This is a genomic window from Aliiroseovarius sp. YM-037 (genome assembly GCF_048060095.1).
In the GTDB taxonomy this organism is placed as follows: domain Bacteria; phylum Pseudomonadota; class Alphaproteobacteria; order Rhodobacterales; family Rhodobacteraceae; genus JBLUOA01.
Map to the genome: position 1 here is coordinate 238,333 of NZ_JBLUOA010000003.1, position 16,727 is coordinate 255,059.

17 protein-coding genes are annotated in these 16,727 nt (G+C 60.9%); 9 read left to right on the forward strand and 8 right to left on the reverse strand.

Going from position 1 to position 16,727, the window contains the following annotated elements:
• Positions 1–195: 195 nt before the first annotated feature.
• Complete coding sequence (locus tag ACEWPJ_RS14400) at positions 196–1,644, reverse strand: PLP-dependent aminotransferase family protein (RefSeq protein ID WP_416513805.1); 1,449 nt, start codon at positions 1,642–1,644, stop codon at positions 196–198.
• Between the two features lie 185 nt (positions 1,645–1,829).
• Here ACEWPJ_RS14400 and ACEWPJ_RS14405 point away from each other — a divergent pair, with 185 nt between their 5' ends.
• On the forward strand, positions 1,830–2,312 hold the full coding sequence (locus ACEWPJ_RS14405) for a DUF1993 family protein (RefSeq protein WP_416513806.1): 483 nt from the start codon (positions 1,830–1,832) through the stop codon (positions 2,310–2,312).
• Between the two features lie 208 nt (positions 2,313–2,520).
• Here ACEWPJ_RS14405 and ACEWPJ_RS14410 read toward each other — a convergent pair whose 3' ends face one another.
• Positions 2,521–3,903, reverse strand: coding sequence for an aspartate aminotransferase family protein (locus ACEWPJ_RS14410; protein ID WP_416513864.1), 1,383 nt, complete (start codon positions 3,901–3,903; stop codon positions 2,521–2,523).
• A gap of 156 nt (positions 3,904–4,059) precedes the next feature.
• Positions 4,060–7,515 carry a chromosome segregation protein SMC gene (gene smc / locus ACEWPJ_RS14415; protein WP_416513807.1) on the reverse strand — a complete coding sequence of 1,152 codons (3,456 nt, stop codon included), beginning with the start codon at positions 7,513–7,515 and terminating at the stop codon, positions 4,060–4,062.
• Positions 7,516–7,708: 193 nt separating this feature from the next.
• Between smc and ACEWPJ_RS14420 the strand changes: the two genes are divergently transcribed.
• Positions 7,709–8,176 (forward strand): GNAT family N-acetyltransferase, encoded by a 468-nt coding sequence (locus tag ACEWPJ_RS14420; protein ID WP_416513808.1) that lies wholly within the window; start codon positions 7,709–7,711, stop codon positions 8,174–8,176.
• On the opposite strand, the gene ACEWPJ_RS14425 is transcribed toward ACEWPJ_RS14420, so the two are convergent.
• A complete protein-coding gene (locus tag ACEWPJ_RS14425) occupies positions 8,173–8,475 on the reverse strand; it encodes a hypothetical protein (protein WP_416513809.1) in 303 nt (100 codons plus the stop codon). The genes ACEWPJ_RS14420 and ACEWPJ_RS14425 overlap by 4 nt on opposite strands.
• Positions 8,476–8,609: 134 nt before the next feature.
• On the opposite strand from ACEWPJ_RS14425, the gene ACEWPJ_RS14430 reads away from it, so the two are divergent.
• Positions 8,610–8,963, forward strand: a complete 354-nt coding sequence (locus ACEWPJ_RS14430; RefSeq protein WP_416513810.1) for a hypothetical protein — start codon at positions 8,610–8,612, stop codon at positions 8,961–8,963.
• On the opposite strand, the gene ACEWPJ_RS14435 is transcribed toward ACEWPJ_RS14430, so the two are convergent.
• Positions 8,960–10,132 carry a lytic murein transglycosylase gene (locus tag ACEWPJ_RS14435; RefSeq protein WP_416513811.1) on the reverse strand — a complete coding sequence of 391 codons (1,173 nt, stop codon included), beginning with the start codon at positions 10,130–10,132 and terminating at the stop codon, positions 8,960–8,962. The two genes, ACEWPJ_RS14430 and ACEWPJ_RS14435, sit on opposite strands and share 4 nt — an antisense overlap.
• 60 nt (positions 10,133–10,192) lie before the next feature.
• On the reverse strand, positions 10,193–11,095 hold the full coding sequence (gene cbiB / locus ACEWPJ_RS14440) for an adenosylcobinamide-phosphate synthase CbiB (protein WP_416513812.1): 903 nt from the start codon (positions 11,093–11,095) through the stop codon (positions 10,193–10,195).
• Positions 11,096–11,321: 226 nt separating this feature from the next.
• On the opposite strand from cbiB, the gene ACEWPJ_RS14445 reads away from it, so the two are divergent.
• A complete protein-coding gene (locus ACEWPJ_RS14445) occupies positions 11,322–11,684 on the forward strand; it encodes a response regulator (protein ID WP_416513813.1) in 363 nt (120 codons plus the stop codon).
• Positions 11,685–11,687: 3 nt separating this feature from the next.
• Here the strand turns inward: ACEWPJ_RS14445 and ACEWPJ_RS14450 are convergent, their stop codons facing one another.
• Positions 11,688–12,662: a glutathione S-transferase family protein gene (locus ACEWPJ_RS14450; RefSeq protein WP_416513814.1), complete on the reverse strand. Its 975-nt coding sequence runs from the start codon at positions 12,660–12,662 to the stop codon at positions 11,688–11,690.
• A 210-nt stretch (positions 12,663–12,872) separates the two neighbouring features.
• On the opposite strand from ACEWPJ_RS14450, the gene ACEWPJ_RS14455 reads away from it, so the two are divergent.
• Complete coding sequence (locus ACEWPJ_RS14455; RefSeq protein ID WP_416513815.1) at positions 12,873–13,220, forward strand: hypothetical protein; 348 nt, start codon at positions 12,873–12,875, stop codon at positions 13,218–13,220.
• Positions 13,221–13,235: 15 nt separating this feature from the next.
• Here ACEWPJ_RS14455 and ACEWPJ_RS14460 read toward each other — a convergent pair whose 3' ends face one another.
• Complete coding sequence (locus ACEWPJ_RS14460; RefSeq protein WP_416513816.1) at positions 13,236–14,408, reverse strand: MalY/PatB family protein; 1,173 nt, start codon at positions 14,406–14,408, stop codon at positions 13,236–13,238.
• A 93-nt stretch (positions 14,409–14,501) separates the two neighbouring features.
• Here ACEWPJ_RS14460 and def (ACEWPJ_RS14465) point away from each other — a divergent pair, with 93 nt between their 5' ends.
• The 4 genes from def (ACEWPJ_RS14465) to ACEWPJ_RS14480 are packed head-to-tail and all read left to right on the forward strand — an operon-like array spanning position 14,502 to position 16,719.
• On the forward strand, positions 14,502–15,023 hold the full coding sequence (gene def, locus ACEWPJ_RS14465) for a peptide deformylase (RefSeq protein ID WP_416513817.1): 522 nt from the start codon (positions 14,502–14,504) through the stop codon (positions 15,021–15,023).
• 16 nt (positions 15,024–15,039) lie between these two features.
• A complete protein-coding gene (gene def, locus ACEWPJ_RS14470; protein WP_416513818.1) occupies positions 15,040–15,543 on the forward strand; it encodes a peptide deformylase in 504 nt (167 codons plus the stop codon).
• Positions 15,540–16,439: a methionyl-tRNA formyltransferase gene (gene fmt / locus ACEWPJ_RS14475; protein WP_416513819.1), complete on the forward strand. Its 900-nt coding sequence runs from the start codon at positions 15,540–15,542 to the stop codon at positions 16,437–16,439. The genes def (ACEWPJ_RS14470) and fmt overlap by 4 nt, the downstream gene beginning before the upstream one ends.
• 43 nt (positions 16,440–16,482) lie before the next feature.
• Complete coding sequence (locus ACEWPJ_RS14480) at positions 16,483–16,719, forward strand: GlsB/YeaQ/YmgE family stress response membrane protein (protein WP_416513820.1); 237 nt, start codon at positions 16,483–16,485, stop codon at positions 16,717–16,719.
• Positions 16,720–16,727 lie beyond the last annotated feature (8 nt).

Here is a 16,727-nt window from a genome sequence, read left to right on the forward strand (position 1 = left end):
CCTCGAACTAGATGCGCAGTGGCAGCGGTGAGCGATGTTATCGCGCGGAAATTAGCGGCAGAGCCTCGCTTGGCCTAGGGCCAGATGAAGGCACTGGATATATCCAGTGAATTTCAAAATGAGACTAATAATCTCGTTTTTGATACATGAGATGACCGCAAAAAGATAGCGGGAAGTGCACCGCGGGAAGGGGCGTCACATTTCGTCGGCGAGGATGGCGATGCCGTCGGGGATACGCTCAACCGGGATCGAAGAATAGGCAAGGCGGAAATGGGATTGGCCGTCCTCTGGCCGGTCGAAGAACGGGGTGCCAGGTTCGATCAGGACTCCGCGTTCTTTCAGGCGGCGGGCAAGGTCGTCGGATCGCGTATCGTTCGTCGTCGACATCCAGTAGGAAGAGCCGCCAAAGCTTGCCGCCCCCGCGATTTCAAGCCCGTGATCGTTCAGTGCGTTGTCCATGACCTTGCGCCGCTCGTGAAGCGCATTGCGCAGGCGGCGGATTAGCGCGTCATAATGGCCGCGCGATAGGAAATAGGCAGCCGTCCTCTGGATGTGGCCGGGCAGGTGGCGAAACACCGTCGCGCGAAGCGCGCGGGCCTCTTCAATAAACGGGCGTGAGCCGACAAGGTAGCCAAGCCGCAGACCCGGAAACAGCGATTTTGAGAATGATCCGACATAGATCACGCGCCCATCCTCATCCAGCGACTTCAACGCCGGAGAGGGGGTGGTGAGGAACGACATTTCAAACTCATAATCATCCTCGACGACCAGAAAATCGTCGTCCCGCGCGCGCTTCAGCAAAGCGTGCCGTCGATCAAGCGGCATGGTCGCCGTGGTCGGGCATTGATGGCTTGGCGTCGTGAACAGCACGTCGGTCGACGCGGGCAGCGCGTCGGGCGACAGGCCGTGTTCATCGACGGGGATCGGCAGCAGGTGGCAACGCGTTTGATGCAGGATGTCACGCAGCCCCGGATAACACGGCGTTTCATGCGCGGCGGTGCGACGCTGGGTCAGCAGGATTTGCGCGGCGAGCCACAGGGCGTTTTGCGCGCCCGCCGTGATGAGGATTTCTTCGGGCCGGGCAAGAATTCCGCGCCGGGGCAGGGTGTGGCGGGCGATGAATTCGACCAGCTTCGGATCATCCTGATCGCCGTAATCCGCCGTCAGGCTGGTGAAATCCTTGCGCCCCAATGCCTGCACAGCGCATAGCCGCCAGTTCTGCTGGTCAAACAAATCGGGGTCCGCCTGCCCATAGACGAACGGATATCGGAACGATTGCCAATCGACGTATTTTTCAACCAGCCGCGCCCCGGTATAGCGCCGCCCAATAGCGCGGGGCCAGTCGACCGTATCGCGAGACCGCCCGGCCGGAAAAGACGGCGGCGGCGGCGCGCTGTGCGAAACGAAATACCCCGACCGCCCGGAGGAGGTCAGGTAGTCATCGGCGATCAGCTCGTTATAGGCCAGCGTCACCGTCAGCCGCGACACCCCCAGATGCGCCGCCAGCTTGCGCGACGATGGCATCTTTTCCCCCGGCTGAAACCGTCCGGAGAGGATACCCTCGGCCACCATCTGCTGAATCTGGCTTTGAAGCGTGCCTTCGAAGCGCTTTTCAAGAAAGAAGGTTTCTTCGGAAATGGACATGCGATCTGGTCTTATGTGACGGTGTATCTGGATTTATCAGATAGCGGAAGGTTAGGCCAGATGGGAGTTGGGGAGTGGTCGGTTTGAGTCCATATTGACGAATACTGCGGAGCCTTTTGGCTGTCTAACAGCACTCTTTAGATCGTATGTTCAATAGGACTCTCAATTTGTAAGGGAGAAAGTCCATGACATTGAATGCAGAGACCGCGTTGGTCCGCGCGGTGATCCATTATCTTGGCCAGGCAGAAAAATTGCTGGCGGTATTGGAGGTCGACCCTCAGGCCGAGGCACTTATGGCCATCCAGATCAGCCCCGACAGCTTCGACACGGGATTTCATCTCGCTGTTGCGATCCAATTCGCCGCTCGTGCACTTTGCCTCCCGGTTGGCGCGCCCGTTCCCGAAATCGACGAACCCTGCACCGTTGCCTCTCTGCGTAATCTGCATACAGCAGTTGCAGCGATGGTTAATGAAGTAGGCAAGCCAGATTGGTCATCGCAAGTGCGGCATGTGGCTGGGAAGGCCAATCTTGAGCAGTCTACAGCCGACTACATCGCGCGTTTCGCACTGCCCAACATGCTGTTTCACTTGACGATGGCCTATGCTGGATTGCGGCATAGTGGGATCAAGCTTGGAAAGGCCGACTTCGACGGGTTGCACCAATATTAAATTGATGCTGCTTCGAGTCGGTCCACTATTCGAGTTTCTGCCAGTCTCGAATTGCTGCCAGTCGCACTATATAGAGGTGTTCCCGTCCGTAGGGCAAAGCTGTCAACGATGGCCATGCGGCAAAAACCCGCTTCGCCCCAACTAGCCAACAACCCGACAGAAAAAGGCCGCCGCCCAAATCCGCGACGGCCTTCCTTGTTCGCTGACCTTAGCTTCCGAAAACCCGCCCAAGCGCTCCGTCGATGGCGTTGGTGATCTCGTCGATCTCGCCCGCCGTCACGATCAGCGCGGGGCTGAGGCAGAGGGTGTTGTTGAACCCCGGCAGCGACCGATTGGTCATACCAATGATTACGCCCTGCTCCATACAGTCGGCGACGACGGCTTGGACCTTCTTCTCGTCCATCGGCTCTTTGGTGTCGCGGTCGACGACAAGCTCGGCACCGCAGAACAGACCCTTGCCGCGCACGTCGCCGATGACATCATGCTTGTCCATCAAGGCGCGCAGGTTGTTCATCAAGCGATCGCCCATTGCGTTGGTGTTGTCCAGAAGCCCCTCGTCCTCGATGATCCGCATGTTTTCAAGCGCGGCGGCGGGGCCAGCAGTGCAGCCACCGAAGGTCGACACATCGCGGAAGTAGTTCATGACGTCGCTCGGGTCATCCTTGAACTGGTCAAAGACGGCATCTGTCGTCACCAGACACGCAATCGCCGCATAGCCAGAGGCGACGCCTTTCGCCATCGTCACCATGTCGGGCTGGATGCCGAAGTGCTGGTAGCCGAACCATTTGCCGGTGCGGCCAAGGCCACAGACGACTTCGTCGATATGCAGCAGGATATCGTATTTCTTGCAGATTTCCTGCACACGTTCCCAGTAACCCTCGGGCGGAGTAATGACGCCGCCGCCAGCGGTCACAGGCTCAAGGCACAGGGCACCGACGGTATCTGGGCCTTCGCGCAGGATGACTTCTTCGATCGCGTCAGCCGCGCGTTCGCCATAGTTTTCGACATCCCACTGCTTGCGGTATTCAAGGCAATGCGGAACCTCGACAAAGCCGGGCGTGTAGGGGCCGTATTGCGCGTTGCGTTCCGGCTGACCCCCGGCTGAGAGACAGGAGATCGTCGTGCCGTGGTAGTCGCGTTCGCGGAACAAGATCTTGTGTTTCTTGCCGCCATAACGCTTATGCGCGATCTGGCGAACCATCTTGAAGGCTTTCTCGTTCGCCTCAGAGCCGGAGTTGCAGTAGTAGACCCGGTCAAGCCCCGGCATCTTTTCGGTCAGTTTCTCGGCAAAGCGCGAACCGGGGATCGATCCAGCGGTTTGGGCGAAGTAGTTCATTTTCACAAGTTGGTCGCGCACCGCGTCTGCAATCGTCTCGCGGCCATAGCCGACATTGACGGTCCAGACACCGCCGGAGACCGCGTCGAGGTGTTCTTTGCCGTTCTGATCCCAGACGCGCATGCCCTTACCTTCGACGATGATCTTGGGATCTTTCGTTTCAAACGGCTTGTGCTGAATCAGGTGATGCCAGATGTGGGCCTTATCGCTTTCGACGACATCGCTCAGATCATTGGCGGAATAGCTGGCGTCCATGGTCATCTCCATACTCTTTGCATGTGGGAATCATTGGGTGCGTGCATTCGCACGCCCATCCCAAGAAACCTCGCCCAATATGCGGGATTTAGTTAGGGCCAGAGGAAAATGAATTTAGGGCCAGATTGGGTGGGAGGGGTGCTGTCTGACATCGCCCTAGGCGACCATCTGCTCCGCTTTTTTCAAATCGACGCTGACAAGCTGGCTGACGCCTTGTTCAACCATCGTCACACCGAACAATCGGTCCATCCGCGCCATCGTCACCGCGTGGTGGGTGATGATAAGGAAGCGCGTGTCGGTCCGGCGGCACATTTCATCGAGCAGGTCGCAGAAGCGGGTGACGTTGGCGTCGTCAAGGGGGGCGTCAACCTCATCCAGCACACAGATCGGGGCGGGGTTCGCAAGGAACACGGCAAAGATCAGGGCGAGCGCGGTCAGCGTTTGTTCGCCACCTGATAGCAACGACAGGGTCGACAGTTTCTTGCCCGGCGGTTGGCACATGATTTCAAGGCCGGCCTCCAACGGATCGTCGGATTCCACCAGCACCAGCTTTGCTTCGCCCCCACCGAACAGGTGCGTGAACAGCATGGAGAAGTTTGAATTCACCTGCTCAAACGCGGTCAGCAGTCGTTCGCGCCCCTCGCGGTTGAGGCTGTTGATTCCGGTGCGAAGCGCTTTGATCGCCTCCTCCAGATCGTTCTTTTCCTTGAGCAGCGTGTCGTGTTCTTCGGCAACTTCCTTCGCGTCTTCCTCGGCCCGCAGGTTTACCGCACCAAGCGCGTCGCGCTGGCGTTTCAGGCGGTTGACGTCAGCCTCAATCGCTTCGGATGAGGGCATCTTTTCCGGGTCGGCATCGAGGGAGTCGAGCAGTTGTGCTGGGCTGATATCTTGTTCTTCTGCGATCCGTTCTTCGGCGGCGGCCACGGTTTCGCGCGCGGCGTCGGCCTTTGCGTCAGACCGCGCGCGGGCCTCGCGCGCTTCGGACGCGGCGCGTTCGGCGTCCCGTTCCGTCGCGACCGTGTCCCGCAGGGCGGTTTCCGCTTCGGCCAGCGCATCGGCGGCGGCGCGGCGACGGGTGTCGGCGGTGTCGATTGCGTCGGCGAGGTCTTCGCGTTGCGCGGCGATTTCGGCGGGAACGGCGCTGGCCTGTTCAAGCTCCGCCTCGCTGGTCGTGCGGCGTTCGGCGAGTTCCTGCGACCTCTTTTCGGCGGTTTCCAGACGGTGCCGCCAGCCGCTGATTTCCTTGGTGATTTCCTGCGAGCGGCGGGTCCGGGCCTCTCCCTCGCGCCGCAGTTCATCATGGGCGGATCGTTTCGCCATCATCGTCATACGCGCCGCTTCGACGGTTAGCTTGATGTCTTCGACCTCCCCCCGCGCGGCGTCCAGGTCGCCAAGATCGGCAACGGCGCGTTCGGCCTCTGTCACCGCCTTGCGGGCGGATAGTGCTTCTTCCTCGTGCCGGGCGACGGCGAGGCCGAGGCTTTCGAGCTTGCCTTCGGCGATGCTGCGATCCGCTTCGGCCCGGCTGAGGGCGCGACTGGCTTCGGCGGCTTTGCGGTCCGCGTCGCGGCGGGTTTCGCGGGCTGTCTGGTCTTCGCGGGTCAGGCGGGCGAGGTCTTCGGTCAGCAGGTCATGGGCGCGGGCGGCACCATCGGCGCGGGCGCTGACCTCTTCCAGATCGCGTTTCAACTCAACCAACCGGTTAAGCTGTTGTAGGCGCAGCGCGGCGGCAGAGGGCGCATCCTCGGCGGCGGCGCGGAACCCGTCCCAGCGCCACAGATCGCCCTCGACACTGACAAGCCGCTGGCCCGGCAAAAGATCCGCTTGCAGGCGCGCGCCATCCGCATTGTCCACCAACCCGACCTGCGCCATGCGGCGGGCGAGCACCTCGGGAACGGTCACGTGGCTGGTCAGCGCGGTAACGCCGTCCGGCAGATGTTGCGCCTTGGCGTAGCCGGGCAGCACCGCCCAGCCAGAGGCCGCATCTTTGCCAATTTCCGGCGCGCGTAGATCGTCGGCCAGCGCCGCACCTAGCGCCATTTCGTAGCCAGAGGCGACGCGGACGGAATCAAGCACCTGCCCACCCTCAGCCGTGTCGCGTTCAACCAGCTTGGCGAGCGCCGCAACCTCCGCCCTGAGGGCATTCGCCTCACCCTCACATTCAGACCGTTCGGCGCGGGCCTGCGCTTCTCGGGCTTGGGCGTCGGCACGGGCGTCGTCGGCGGCGACCAGCGCGGCTTCTGCGGCTTCGGATGCTGCGGTTGCGTCGGCTTGTGCCTGTTCAGCGACGACGAAGTCGGTTGCGGATTTCGCCAGCGCCTCTTTCGACGCCGCGACAGCCTCGCGGGCACGTTCGGCTTCCGCCTCGCTCTTGTCGAGGGTCGTCCGGTGATCGTCGAGCAGGCGATGCGCCGACTGGTGGCGGGCGGCGAGCCGCGCCATGTCTTCAGTCATCTGCGACAGGTCGCCTTCGCGGTCTTGCAGGATGCGCGCGGCATCGCGGGCTTCCTCGGCGGCGGCTTCCAGCTTTTCCTCATGGCCTTCACCGGCCTTGGCAAGCTGGTCCTGCTCCCATTCCAGCCGCTCAATCGTCTCACCAGCGTCGCGGTTCAGGCCGTCCTCCCGCTCCATATCATGGGTCAGTTGGGTGATCCGGGCGGTTAGCGTTTCGATGGTCTGAAGCGCGCGGGCTTCCTGATCGGACAGCGTGTCGCGCTGAACCTGCAAGCGTTGCAGGACGGCGGCGGCGATGGCCTCCTCCTCTCGCAGCGGCGGCAGCGCTTCTTCGGCTGTGGCACGGGCCTTGGCGCTTTCGCGGGCGGCGGTTTCGGCCTTGGCGGCGAGGGTTGTGCGGTCTTTCAACTCCTCATCCGCTTTCAGGCGATGTTCGTCAGCTTCCTTCCAACGGCGATAGAGCAGCAGCCCTTCAGCGCGGCGCAGGTCATCGCCGATGGTGCGGTAACGCGCGGCCTGTTTGGCCTGCCGCGCAAGCTGCGCAAGTTGCGCGGCGAGTTGTTCGATCACGTCATCGACGCGGGCGAGGTTGGTTTCCGCGCCGTTCAGCTTCAGCTCCGCCTCATGCCGCCGTTGATAAAGGCCAGAGATTCCGGCGGCCTCTTCCAGAATGCGGCGGCGGGACTTCGGCTTCGCGTTAATCAGCTCGCTGATCTGCCCCTGCCGCACCAGCGCGGGGGAGTGTGAACCGGTCGACGCATCGGCGAACAACATCTGCACGTCGCGGGCGCGGACATCCTTGGTGTTCGCCTTGTAAGCAGACCCGGCATCGCGCGTGATCCGGCGCACGATTTCCAGCGTGTCGAGGTCGTTGAATCCAGCGGGGGCGAGCCGTTCGGAATTGTCGATCTGAATCACGACTTCGGCGAAGTTGCGGGCCGGGCGCGTCGCGGCCCCGGCAAAGATCACGTCTTCCATCCCGCCACCGCGCATTGCGGTCGGGCGGTTTTCGCCCATAACCCAGCGCAACGCTTCCAAGAGGTTCGATTTGCCACAGCCATTCGGGCCGACGACACCGGTCAGCCCGTCTGCGATCACCAGATCGGTGGGGTCTACAAAGCTCTTGAACCCGTTAAGTCTGAGTTTCGAGAAGCGCAATAAACGGACTGCCCGCGAATGATTCCTGTTGGTCTGCAATGTTCTGGCCCCGACGGCGCGGAGTCAACGCAGAACCACAGCATATGTGGCAATCGGCGCAGTTATCCACAAGATATTGGTGGATGTTGCCGCCTTGGCCTTGACGTTTGGGCGGAAACCAACGGAAATGCGGGGGATTTTGACGGAGTTTGCCGTGACAGCCGCAAAGGCCAACATCACCATCGCCCCCGGCGACCCACGCAGCGCTGAGGCTGTCGCGTTGCTGACCGCGAGTCACACACTGATGCGTAGCGCTTGCCCGCCGGAGTCAAACCACTTTCTTTCCATCGATCAACTGACCGCCGCCAACATACGCTTTTACCTCGCCCGCGTGGGAGAGGAGGCGTTTGGTTGTGCAGCGCTTGCGGTGCGTGACGAATACGGTGAGCTAAAGTCGATGTATGTCGCAGAGGCCGCGCGCGGGTTGGGGATTGCGCAAGCGCTGCTTGATCAGATCGAAGCGACCGCGCGGGCCGAGGATTTGTCGCTGTTACGGTTGGAAACCGGCAGCACCTTGCACGCAGCACAGCGGTTTTATGAACGGGCGGGATATACGCGCCGGGGGCCGTTTGGCGATTATTCCGACGACCCGCTAAGTGTATTTATGGAACGTGCGCTTTAGGCGCAGACAAGCCGCGCCTTGATATGCGCCGGATCGCCGGTCACGCTGGCGGGCGGGACCGAACAATCGCTCGCAATCTCCATCGCGCGGATGGCGCGAGGGAAAACGCTGCGCACGGTTGCCGGAAACTCAAAATTGGTTCGCACCGCTTCGGCTCGATTGCCACTGACGAAAACATTGAAGGTGGCCCCATCAACTTCGACCTTCTGGGCGGGGGTTCCGGCCAATCGTGGGCTGGGGCCATTACAGGCCGATAGGGGCAGCAGCAAAAGTCCCAGAATGACGCCAAGCAGTCGCATCCGATTCCTCCTTCGTGACCTTGGACCACTACGCCCCAGCGCGGTTAAGAAATGGTTACGCAGGACGCATCACCCGATTGTGACACGATCCGGCGGCGATCTGTGGCAGATGTGGGGAAGATGAAGGAGCTGCCATGCGTCTGTTGACCCTCGCCCTGATCCTGTCCGCAAGCGCGGCCACAGCCCAGCAAGACTGGCCGACGCGCGACACGGATACGCTGTTCACTCGTGAAGGATTGCGGGACCGATTGGTCGGGCAATCCATCACCTTCTACGACGACGGGGTGTCGCAATTCGCGGAGGACGGGGTCTATGCCTATACCTACGATCAGGGCGGCACAGCGTTTGGTGAATATGTGATCGGAGAGGACAGCACGGTCTGCGTGAACTTCCAGAACGGATTTACCCGCTGCGATCTGTTTGTCGCGGCGGGGGATCAACTGGTCTTGATTACCGAAAAGGGCGACCGCTATCCGGTGCGGCCCTAAAGCCGGTTCAGCAATTCGCGCGTCGGCCATGCGTCGGCAGGCAGGCCAAGGCGGAGCTGTTCGGCCTGCACAGCCTCGCGGGTTTTCGCGCCAAGGATACCGTCGATCCCGCCGACATCATGGCCGAGCGCTTCGAGCTTTGTCTGTAATTGCTCCATCTGGCCTGCCGACAGTCCGGGGTCGGGGTTTCCGGCGTTGTAAACGGGTGCGCCTTCCAGACGGGTTGCGAAATAAGCGGCGGTGGTGACGTAGACGAAGCTTTTGTTCCACTCAAAATACACACGGAAATTCGGGTAGGCGAGGAATGCAGGCCCGTTCCGCCCCATCGGCAGCAGGACCGAGGCACTAAGATCGCCAGCGCCAAGATCGCCGCTGCGGGCAGTCACACCCATATCGGCCCATTGCTGCACTGTCTGTTGGTGGTTGAGGCCGGTCAGCGACCAGTCGAGGCTTTGTGGCACGGTGATTTCCTGCAACCAAGGCTCTCCCGCGCGCCAGCCGAGGCCCTGAAGCATCTTTGCCCCGGACATCAACGCATCGGGCGGAGAGGTCTTCAGGCTGACTTGCCCGTCGCCATCACCGTCGATACCGTTGCGCAAGATGTCTTCGGGCAACATCTGAACCATGCCGATTTCACCTGCCCACGCGCCTTGCGTGCGGGCCGGATCAAAATCGCCGCGTTCAAACAGTTCGAGCGCCGCAAAGACTTGCGGGCGGAACAGATTGGGACGGCGGCAATCATGCGACAGGGTCATCAGCGAATTCAGCGTGTTGAAGTCGCCCTGAACCGCGCCGTAGTCCGTTTCAAGCGCCCAAAACGCGAGCAAGACGCCACGCGACACGCCGTAATCCCGTGCGATCTGGTCAAAGACAGTGTCATACTTGCTGGAATTGCGCTGCCCGTTTTGAATCCGGTTCTGGCTGATGATGCGGCGGGAAAACTCGATAAAGTCTTTCTTGAAGACCCCCTGCGAGCGGTCGGCGCGCAGCGTGCGATCGTCCTGCCGGACATTTGCAAAGAAGCGGTCGACATCGGCTTGGCTGTGGCCGCGGGACAGCGCTTCGGCTTTCATCGCGCTGGTGAAGTCGCTGAATGACCCGCCGCACGGAACAGTCGCCTGGGCAGTGCCCGCGGCAACGCAGAGGACGGAAAGCAGGGCGATACGCATAAGGATACTCCGGCGGTTTCCGGCGCAGACTAGGTGCGGTGTGGGCTTCTGGCAACCACGTCAGATCAGGACCAGCAGGAAGGCGATCAGCAGAAGTACGGTCCATCCGCGCCACAGCATCACGACCGCACGGTCAATATCGGCGGGGCCGGGGGTGCGGTTGCCGTCGCCGTGGACGTAGGGAAACTCCTGCATCTGGCCGTCATAGCTGCGCGGCCCGGACAGAGCGACGTTGAGGATCAGCGCCATCGCCGCCTCTGGCCAACCCGCATTGGGGGAACGGTGCAAGCGCGCGTCGCCCCGGATCAGCGGCAGGTCCGCCCAGCGCCCGGCGGCTGCCAGCAGGATCAGCGCCGAAAGACGGGCGGGCACCCAGTTCAGGATGTCGTCAAGCCGGGCGGCGGCCCAGCCGAACCGGGCATAGCGTGGGGTCATGTGGCCGATCATGCTGTCGGCGGTGTTCACGGCCTTGTAGATCAGCAGCCCCGGCAGGCCGAGGGCAGCAAACCAAAAGACGGGCGCGACGACCCCGTCCGAGAAATTCTCCGCCCCGCTTTCAATGGCGGCGCGGGTCACGGCGGCTTCGTCCATATCCTTCGTGTCACGCCCGACGATCCGGGCAACCGCACGGCGACCATCGCCAAGCGACAGGCGTAGCGCATCAGCTACCGCCGTCACGTGATCGACAAGGCTGCGCTGTGCGAGAAGGATCGCGGCGGCGATGAGTTCCAGTAGCCCACCAAAGGGGAGAATGGTGATAACCCACCCGATGATTGCCGCCGCAGCACAAAGCGCGACGCAGAACAGAACGCCGTTCCGCTTTCGGTCTTCACCTTCGTTAAACCGCTCATCCGCCCAATCAATCGCGCGACCGATCAGAACGGCCGGGTGCGGCACGCGATTCCACAGCCAGCGGGGTTCGCCGGCGACGGCATCCAGAATCATTGCAAGGACGAGTGTCATACCAAGACTCTTAGTTGTTCGGACATGTCAGATGTTCAACCCTCGCGGTTGGATTCGTCTTGTTTTTCAACACATCCCGGCCGTTGCCAAGCGGATTATTGCCGAAAATCGTAGCCTCACGCGGTCGTTAACACTTCTTAGCAAGTCGTTAACCATTTGGTAGGACTTTCGCCGGCTACATGAAAAGACACATGGCGATCATGGATGGATGGCGTCAGGGGGAAACGTGCGGGTACTTATCGTTGAGCCGAGCCCGGAGCTTGGCAAAATCTGGAAAGCGCATCTTGAGCGTGCGGGCTGTGATGTCCTAACCGCCGAGACACAGGCGCACGCGATTACCGTGCTGCAAACCCACGATGTCGCGGTGATTGTCCTAGACCTTGTGCTAGAGGATGGCAGCGCCTTCGCCGTTGCGGATTTCGCCAGCTACCGGCAGCCGGAAGCGCATGTGGTCTTTGTCACCAACACGACTTTCTTTTCGGATGGTTCAATCTTTCAGCATGTGCCCAACGCCCGCGCCTTCGTGCAGCGGGAAACCCCGCCCAACGACCTGACCGAGATGGTGCGCCACTACGGGCGACCGGGCTAGGGGTCAGCCCCGCCCGTGCGGTTCGTTGAAGTCAAGCACGGGGTTGATTGGGATGATCCGGTTCGGGTTTATCGTCTCGTGGCTATAGTGATAGTGGCGGACGATGTGGTCGAAATGCACCGTGTCTGACACGCCGGGCCATTGATAAAGCTCTCGGGTGTAGGCCCAGAGGTTCGGATAGTCGATCAAGCGCTGACGATTGCATTTGAAATGCAGGTGATAGACTGGATCGAAGCGGAACAGGGTGGTCGACAGGCGCCAGTCGGCCTCAGTGATCCGGTCGCCCATCAGGTAGCGGTTTTCGGATAGGTGGGTTTCCAGCCAGTCGAGAGCGTTGAACAGCGTCGCGACGGCGGTGTTGTAGGCATCTTGCGCCGTGGCAAAGCCAGATTTGTAGACACCGTTATTCACGTCGGAATAGACGCGGGCGTTGATCTCCTCAATCCCGTCGCGCAGTTCCTCGGACCAGTAGTCATCGGTGTTGCCGGTGAACCCGTCGAAGGCGGAATTGAGCATGCGGATGATTTCAGAGGACTCGTTTGAAACGATCGTTTCGCGTTCCTTGTCCCACAGGATTGGCACGGTGACGCGGCCCGACACGTCGGGCTTTGCTTTCAGGTATATGTCGCGGGCGAAGGGTAGGTCGTAGAGAGTATCGCCCGTCGCGCCGGGGAAATCCGTTTCAAAGGTCCAACCGTCGGACAGCATGTCGGGGTGAACGACGGACACGGTGATGTGGTCCGTCAAATCCTTCAACGCGCGGAAGATCAGGGTGCGGTGCGCCCATGGGCAGGCGTAGGAAACGTAGAGGTGATAGCGCCCGCTTTCGGCTTTGAAGCCATCCTCACCGGACGGCCCAGCGCTGCCATCCGCCGTGATCCAGTTGCGAAAACCGGCGGTGGAGCGCACGAATTTCCCGCCGGTTGATTTTGTGTCATACCATTCATCATGCCATGTGCCGTCGACCAACTGTCCCAAGCGCAAACTCCTCTATGCCGTTGCCCCAAACCTAGTCCGCGTGCCGTGGTGCGGAAACCCCGGCGAGGGCGCAGCGGCTCTGCGCTTATGCACATATCGACTTCGGCGAGTTTGCGCGGATACGGCTTGGAAACACAGTAGTCACAAAAGGTTACCTTGCTTTTCGCTTCGAATCGGGCAGACTCTTAGGTCGGGAAGGGATGTGGTGCCATGACAACGTTCTTGTCAAAAGAAGTGCAGGAGGGGCTGGATATGGCCCGGAAGCGCGCTTTGAAAAAGAAAAGCCGTCTGCGGGTTCACGTGGATGATGAGGTTTTCCCCGTGCTCGAATTTTGGGAAACCGGCTTTGCGCTGGATGCGGAGAATGCGCCGCATTTGCGGGGGCTCGTCGACCTTTACGACGGAAGCCGACATTTATATCAATGCCTTATCGTCGCTTCCGAACAGCAGGACGACCAAATGGTTTACGATTTCAAACGCAACACCGCAGCGGTCGATCATGCGCCGCTGGATTTCGTGCGGGACGAAAACGCGCCGATTGCGTTGCTGGGCAACTGACGGTCTAAGCCGGATTTATTGAAGGTCCGCGAAAGCGTTTTGCAGCCGCTCAACGGCTTCTTTGACCTGTGCGCGGGACATTCCGATGTTGAATCGCAGGAAGGTTTCGCCGCCAAGACCGAAGGTTGAACCGTAATTTACGGCGATCCGGGCGTCTTTGTTAACCCGGCGTTTGTATTCTTCGGTCGGCATTCCAGTGCCCGCAAAATCGACCCATGACAGGTAGGTCGCCTGCATCTCCATCGACGACAGGCCGGGGATTTTGGCGATGCCTTCGTCAAACACCTGCCGATTGCCATCGAGGTAGGCGACCAACGCATCGACCCATTCGGCCCCTTCCGGCGTGTAGGCGGCAGTGGTCATTGCGACGCCGAAATTGTTGGGTGACACTCCGATCCCGGCCATCATTCCTGCGAAGGTTTTGCGCAAAACGTCGTCTTGGATGATGACATTTCCGGTATGGGTTCCGGCGGTGTTGAAGGTTTTTGACGGTGCGGTGAACATCACCAGCCGGTCGATAATATCGGGCGCGGCGACGGGAATCGGAATATGGGTCGCGCCGGGATAGACGATGTCGTGGTGGATCTCGTCAGAGAACAGCAGCAGATCGTGCCGCTTGCAGAAATCCGCGACGGCGCGAAGCTCTTCCTCGCTCCAGACCCGACCACCTGGGTTGTGGGGGGAGCATAGGATCACCACCTTCTCGCCGCCCGTCATCTGCGCATCGTAGGCGTCGAAATCCATTTTGTAGCGTCCGTCCGTCAGGATCAGTGGGCATTCGACAACGCGGCGCCCGGCCGCTTCAATCACCCGCGCGAAGGCGTGGTAAACAGGGGTGAACAGCACGATGCCATCGCCCGGTTGCGTGAACGCCTGAAGCCCCAGCCCGATGCCGTTGACGATGCCGTGTGTGGTAAGGATCGCTGCGGTATCAATATCCCAGCCGTGGCGGTTTTTCATCCACCACTGGATCGCGTTGTTGTAGGGCCGATAGTCACCGATGTAGCCGTAAACGCCGTGATCCAGCATGTCGCGCACCGCGCGCTGGATGAAATCACCGGAACGGAAATCCATATCCGCCACCCACATTGCCAGACCATCCTCGGGGGAAACGCCGTAGGCTTTTTCCATCGCGTCCCATTTGCTGGACAGATGGCCGCGGCGGTCGATGATCTCGTCAAACTGCATGGTAGGCTCCTCGTGACTGCGCGAAACCTACCTGCTCTGCCGATGGGCGCAAGGGGCGTTGCGCAAGCGCGGCGCTTCGCCTAAATGATCGCCATGAGCAAGAAAGAGATCCTGATCCACCCGGACCCGCGCCTGAAGAAAGTCGCCGCACCCATTGATGGTGTGACTGACGATCTGCGCGCTCTTGCAAATGATATGCTTGAAACAATGTATGACGCGCCGGGCATCGGCCTTGCCGCACCGCAGGTTGGTGTGTCGCAGCGCCTGATCGTGCTCGACTGCGTGAAAGACCCCGAGGCTGAGCCGCAGCCGACCGTCATGTTCAACCCCGAAGTCATCTGGGAAAGCGACGAAAAGAACGTCTACGAAGAAGGCTGCCTGTCGATCCCCGAACAGTTTGCAGAGATTGAGCGCCCGGCAGAAGTCGCGGTGCGCTGGATCGACATCGACGGGGACAAGCAGGAGGCCGAGTTCGACGCGCTGTGGGCGACCTGCGTGCAGCATGAAATCGACCATTTGAACGGGGTGTTGTTCATCGACTATCTGAAACCGCTGAAGCGGCAGATGATTACCCGGAAGATGCAGAAGCTAAAACGCGAACGGGCGCGGATGTGATTGTGAAGGGCGTCAGATGACCGTGCGCCCCTGCCTACCGTGGCCCGACAAACGCTTGCGCACTGCCGCCGCGCCGGTTGACGCGATCACCGACGACATTCGCGCGATCTGGGACGATATGGTCGACACGATGGAAGCGATGCCCGGCCTTGGCCTTGCCGCGCCGCAGATCGGGGTGATGCAGCGTCTCGCGGTTGTCGACTGTTCGCAGGAACGGGGGCAGGTCGTTCGTATGGCGAACCCTGAACTTTTGCACGCCTCTGCCAAGCTTCGCGAACATGAGGAGGCGAGTCCGAACCTTCCCGGTGTTTCTGCCAAGATCGAACGCCCCCGCGCCGTGACCCTTCGGTTTCTGAACGCCGATGGAGAGGTTGAGGAACGGGATTTCGTCGGCGTCTGGGCAACATCGGCGCAACATCAGCTCGACCACCTTGAGGGGCGGATGTATTTTGACCGGCTGGGTAAGGTGAAGCGTCAGATGCTGCTGAAGAAAGCCGAAAAACTAAGGAGGCGACCATGAGGGTAGTCTTCATGGGAACGCCCGACTTCTCGGTTTCGGCTCTGGATGCGTTGGTTGAGGCGGGGCATCAGGTCGTCTGCGCCTATTCGCAGCCGCCCCGTCCAGCGGGCCGCGGCAAGAAGGATCGACCAAGCCCCGTTCAGGCACGGGCGGAGGCGTTGGGCATTCTGGTTCGACATCCGACCAGCCTGAAAACCGCAGACGCGCAGGCGGAGTTCGCGGCGCTTGGCGCGGATATTGCGGTGGTCGTCGCCTATGGCCTGATCCTACCACAAGCGATCCTTGATGCGCCAAAGCGGGGGTGCCTCAACATCCACGCGTCGCTGCTGCCGCGCTGGCGCGGGGCCGCGCCGATTCATCGCGCCATCATGGCCGGGGATGCAGAAACCGGCGTGTGCATCATGCAGATGGACGCGGGGCTGGATACCGGCGATGTCCTATTGCGGCGGTCTGTTCCAATCGGGGCGGAGGAAACCACGGGCGACCTGCACGACCGTCTTTCCGCGCTGGGGGCCGAAGCGATTGTCGATACGCTGGCCACGATTGACGATTTGACGCCAAAGCCGCAGCCGGATGATGGCGTGACCTACGCCAGCAAGATCGACAAGGCCGAAGCGCGGATCGACTGGTCGGTCCCGGCAGCAGAGGTTGACCGGAAAATCCGCGGTATGTCGCCATTCCCCGGCGCGTGGTGCGAAGTTGACGGCGAGCGGATCAAACTGCTGCGCAGCCGCGTGGTCGATCAAAGCGGCAAACCCGGACAGGTCTTGCGCGGTTTCACTGTCGCTTGCGGGTCCGGCGCGGTCGAAATCACCGCCGCACAACGCCCCGGAAAGCGCGTGATGGATGCCGAAGAATTCCTGCGTGGCCTGTCACTACCGGACCACCTGACGTAGCGGCCAGCTTTCCATTTGCCCAATCCCCCGCCATAATTGGCGCATGGGACTTATTGGATTGATTATTATCGGCGCGGCGGCGGGGTTCATCGCGACGCGCCTGATGGGTATGAATGCGGATGTCATCACAACGATCGCGATTGGCATATTCGGCGCATTGATTGGCGGGTTGCTGATCCGCGTTGTATTGACGGTCGGAGGATGGCTTGGCGGATTTGTCGGCGCGGTTCTGGGCGCGATGGTGCTGATCTGGCTTTACCGGAAATACTTCGTTCGATAGTGGCCAGA

Bases quoted from the DNA above. Each gene is read 5' to 3' on its own strand.
- ACEWPJ_RS14400 (WP_416513805.1), bottom strand. From the start codon at position 1,644: ATGTCCATTTCCGAAGAAACCTTCTTTCTTGAAAAGCGCTTCGAAGGC.
- ACEWPJ_RS14405 (WP_416513806.1), top strand. From the start codon at position 1,830: ATGACATTGAATGCAGAGACCGCGTTGGTCCGCGCGGTGATCCATTAT.
- ACEWPJ_RS14410 (WP_416513864.1), bottom strand. From the start codon at position 3,903: ATGGACGCCAGCTATTCCGCCAATGATCTGAGCGATGTCGTCGAAAGC.
- ACEWPJ_RS14425 (WP_416513809.1), bottom strand. From the start codon at position 8,475: ATGCGACTGCTTGGCGTCATTCTGGGACTTTTGCTGCTGCCCCTATCG.
- ACEWPJ_RS14430 (WP_416513810.1), top strand. From the start codon at position 8,610: ATGCGTCTGTTGACCCTCGCCCTGATCCTGTCCGCAAGCGCGGCCACA.
- ACEWPJ_RS14435 (WP_416513811.1), bottom strand. From the start codon at position 10,132: ATGCGTATCGCCCTGCTTTCCGTCCTCTGCGTTGCCGCGGGCACTGCC.
- cbiB (WP_416513812.1), bottom strand. From the start codon at position 11,095: ATGACACTCGTCCTTGCAATGATTCTGGATGCCGTCGCCGGCGAACCC.
- ACEWPJ_RS14455 (WP_416513815.1), top strand. From the start codon at position 12,873: ATGACAACGTTCTTGTCAAAAGAAGTGCAGGAGGGGCTGGATATGGCC.
- ACEWPJ_RS14460 (WP_416513816.1), bottom strand. From the start codon at position 14,408: ATGCAGTTTGACGAGATCATCGACCGCCGCGGCCATCTGTCCAGCAAA.
- def (WP_416513817.1), top strand. From the start codon at position 14,502: ATGAGCAAGAAAGAGATCCTGATCCACCCGGACCCGCGCCTGAAGAAA.
- def (WP_416513818.1), top strand. From the start codon at position 15,040: ATGACCGTGCGCCCCTGCCTACCGTGGCCCGACAAACGCTTGCGCACT.
- fmt (WP_416513819.1), top strand. From the start codon at position 15,540: ATGAGGGTAGTCTTCATGGGAACGCCCGACTTCTCGGTTTCGGCTCTG.
- ACEWPJ_RS14480 (WP_416513820.1), top strand. From the start codon at position 16,483: ATGGGACTTATTGGATTGATTATTATCGGCGCGGCGGCGGGGTTCATC.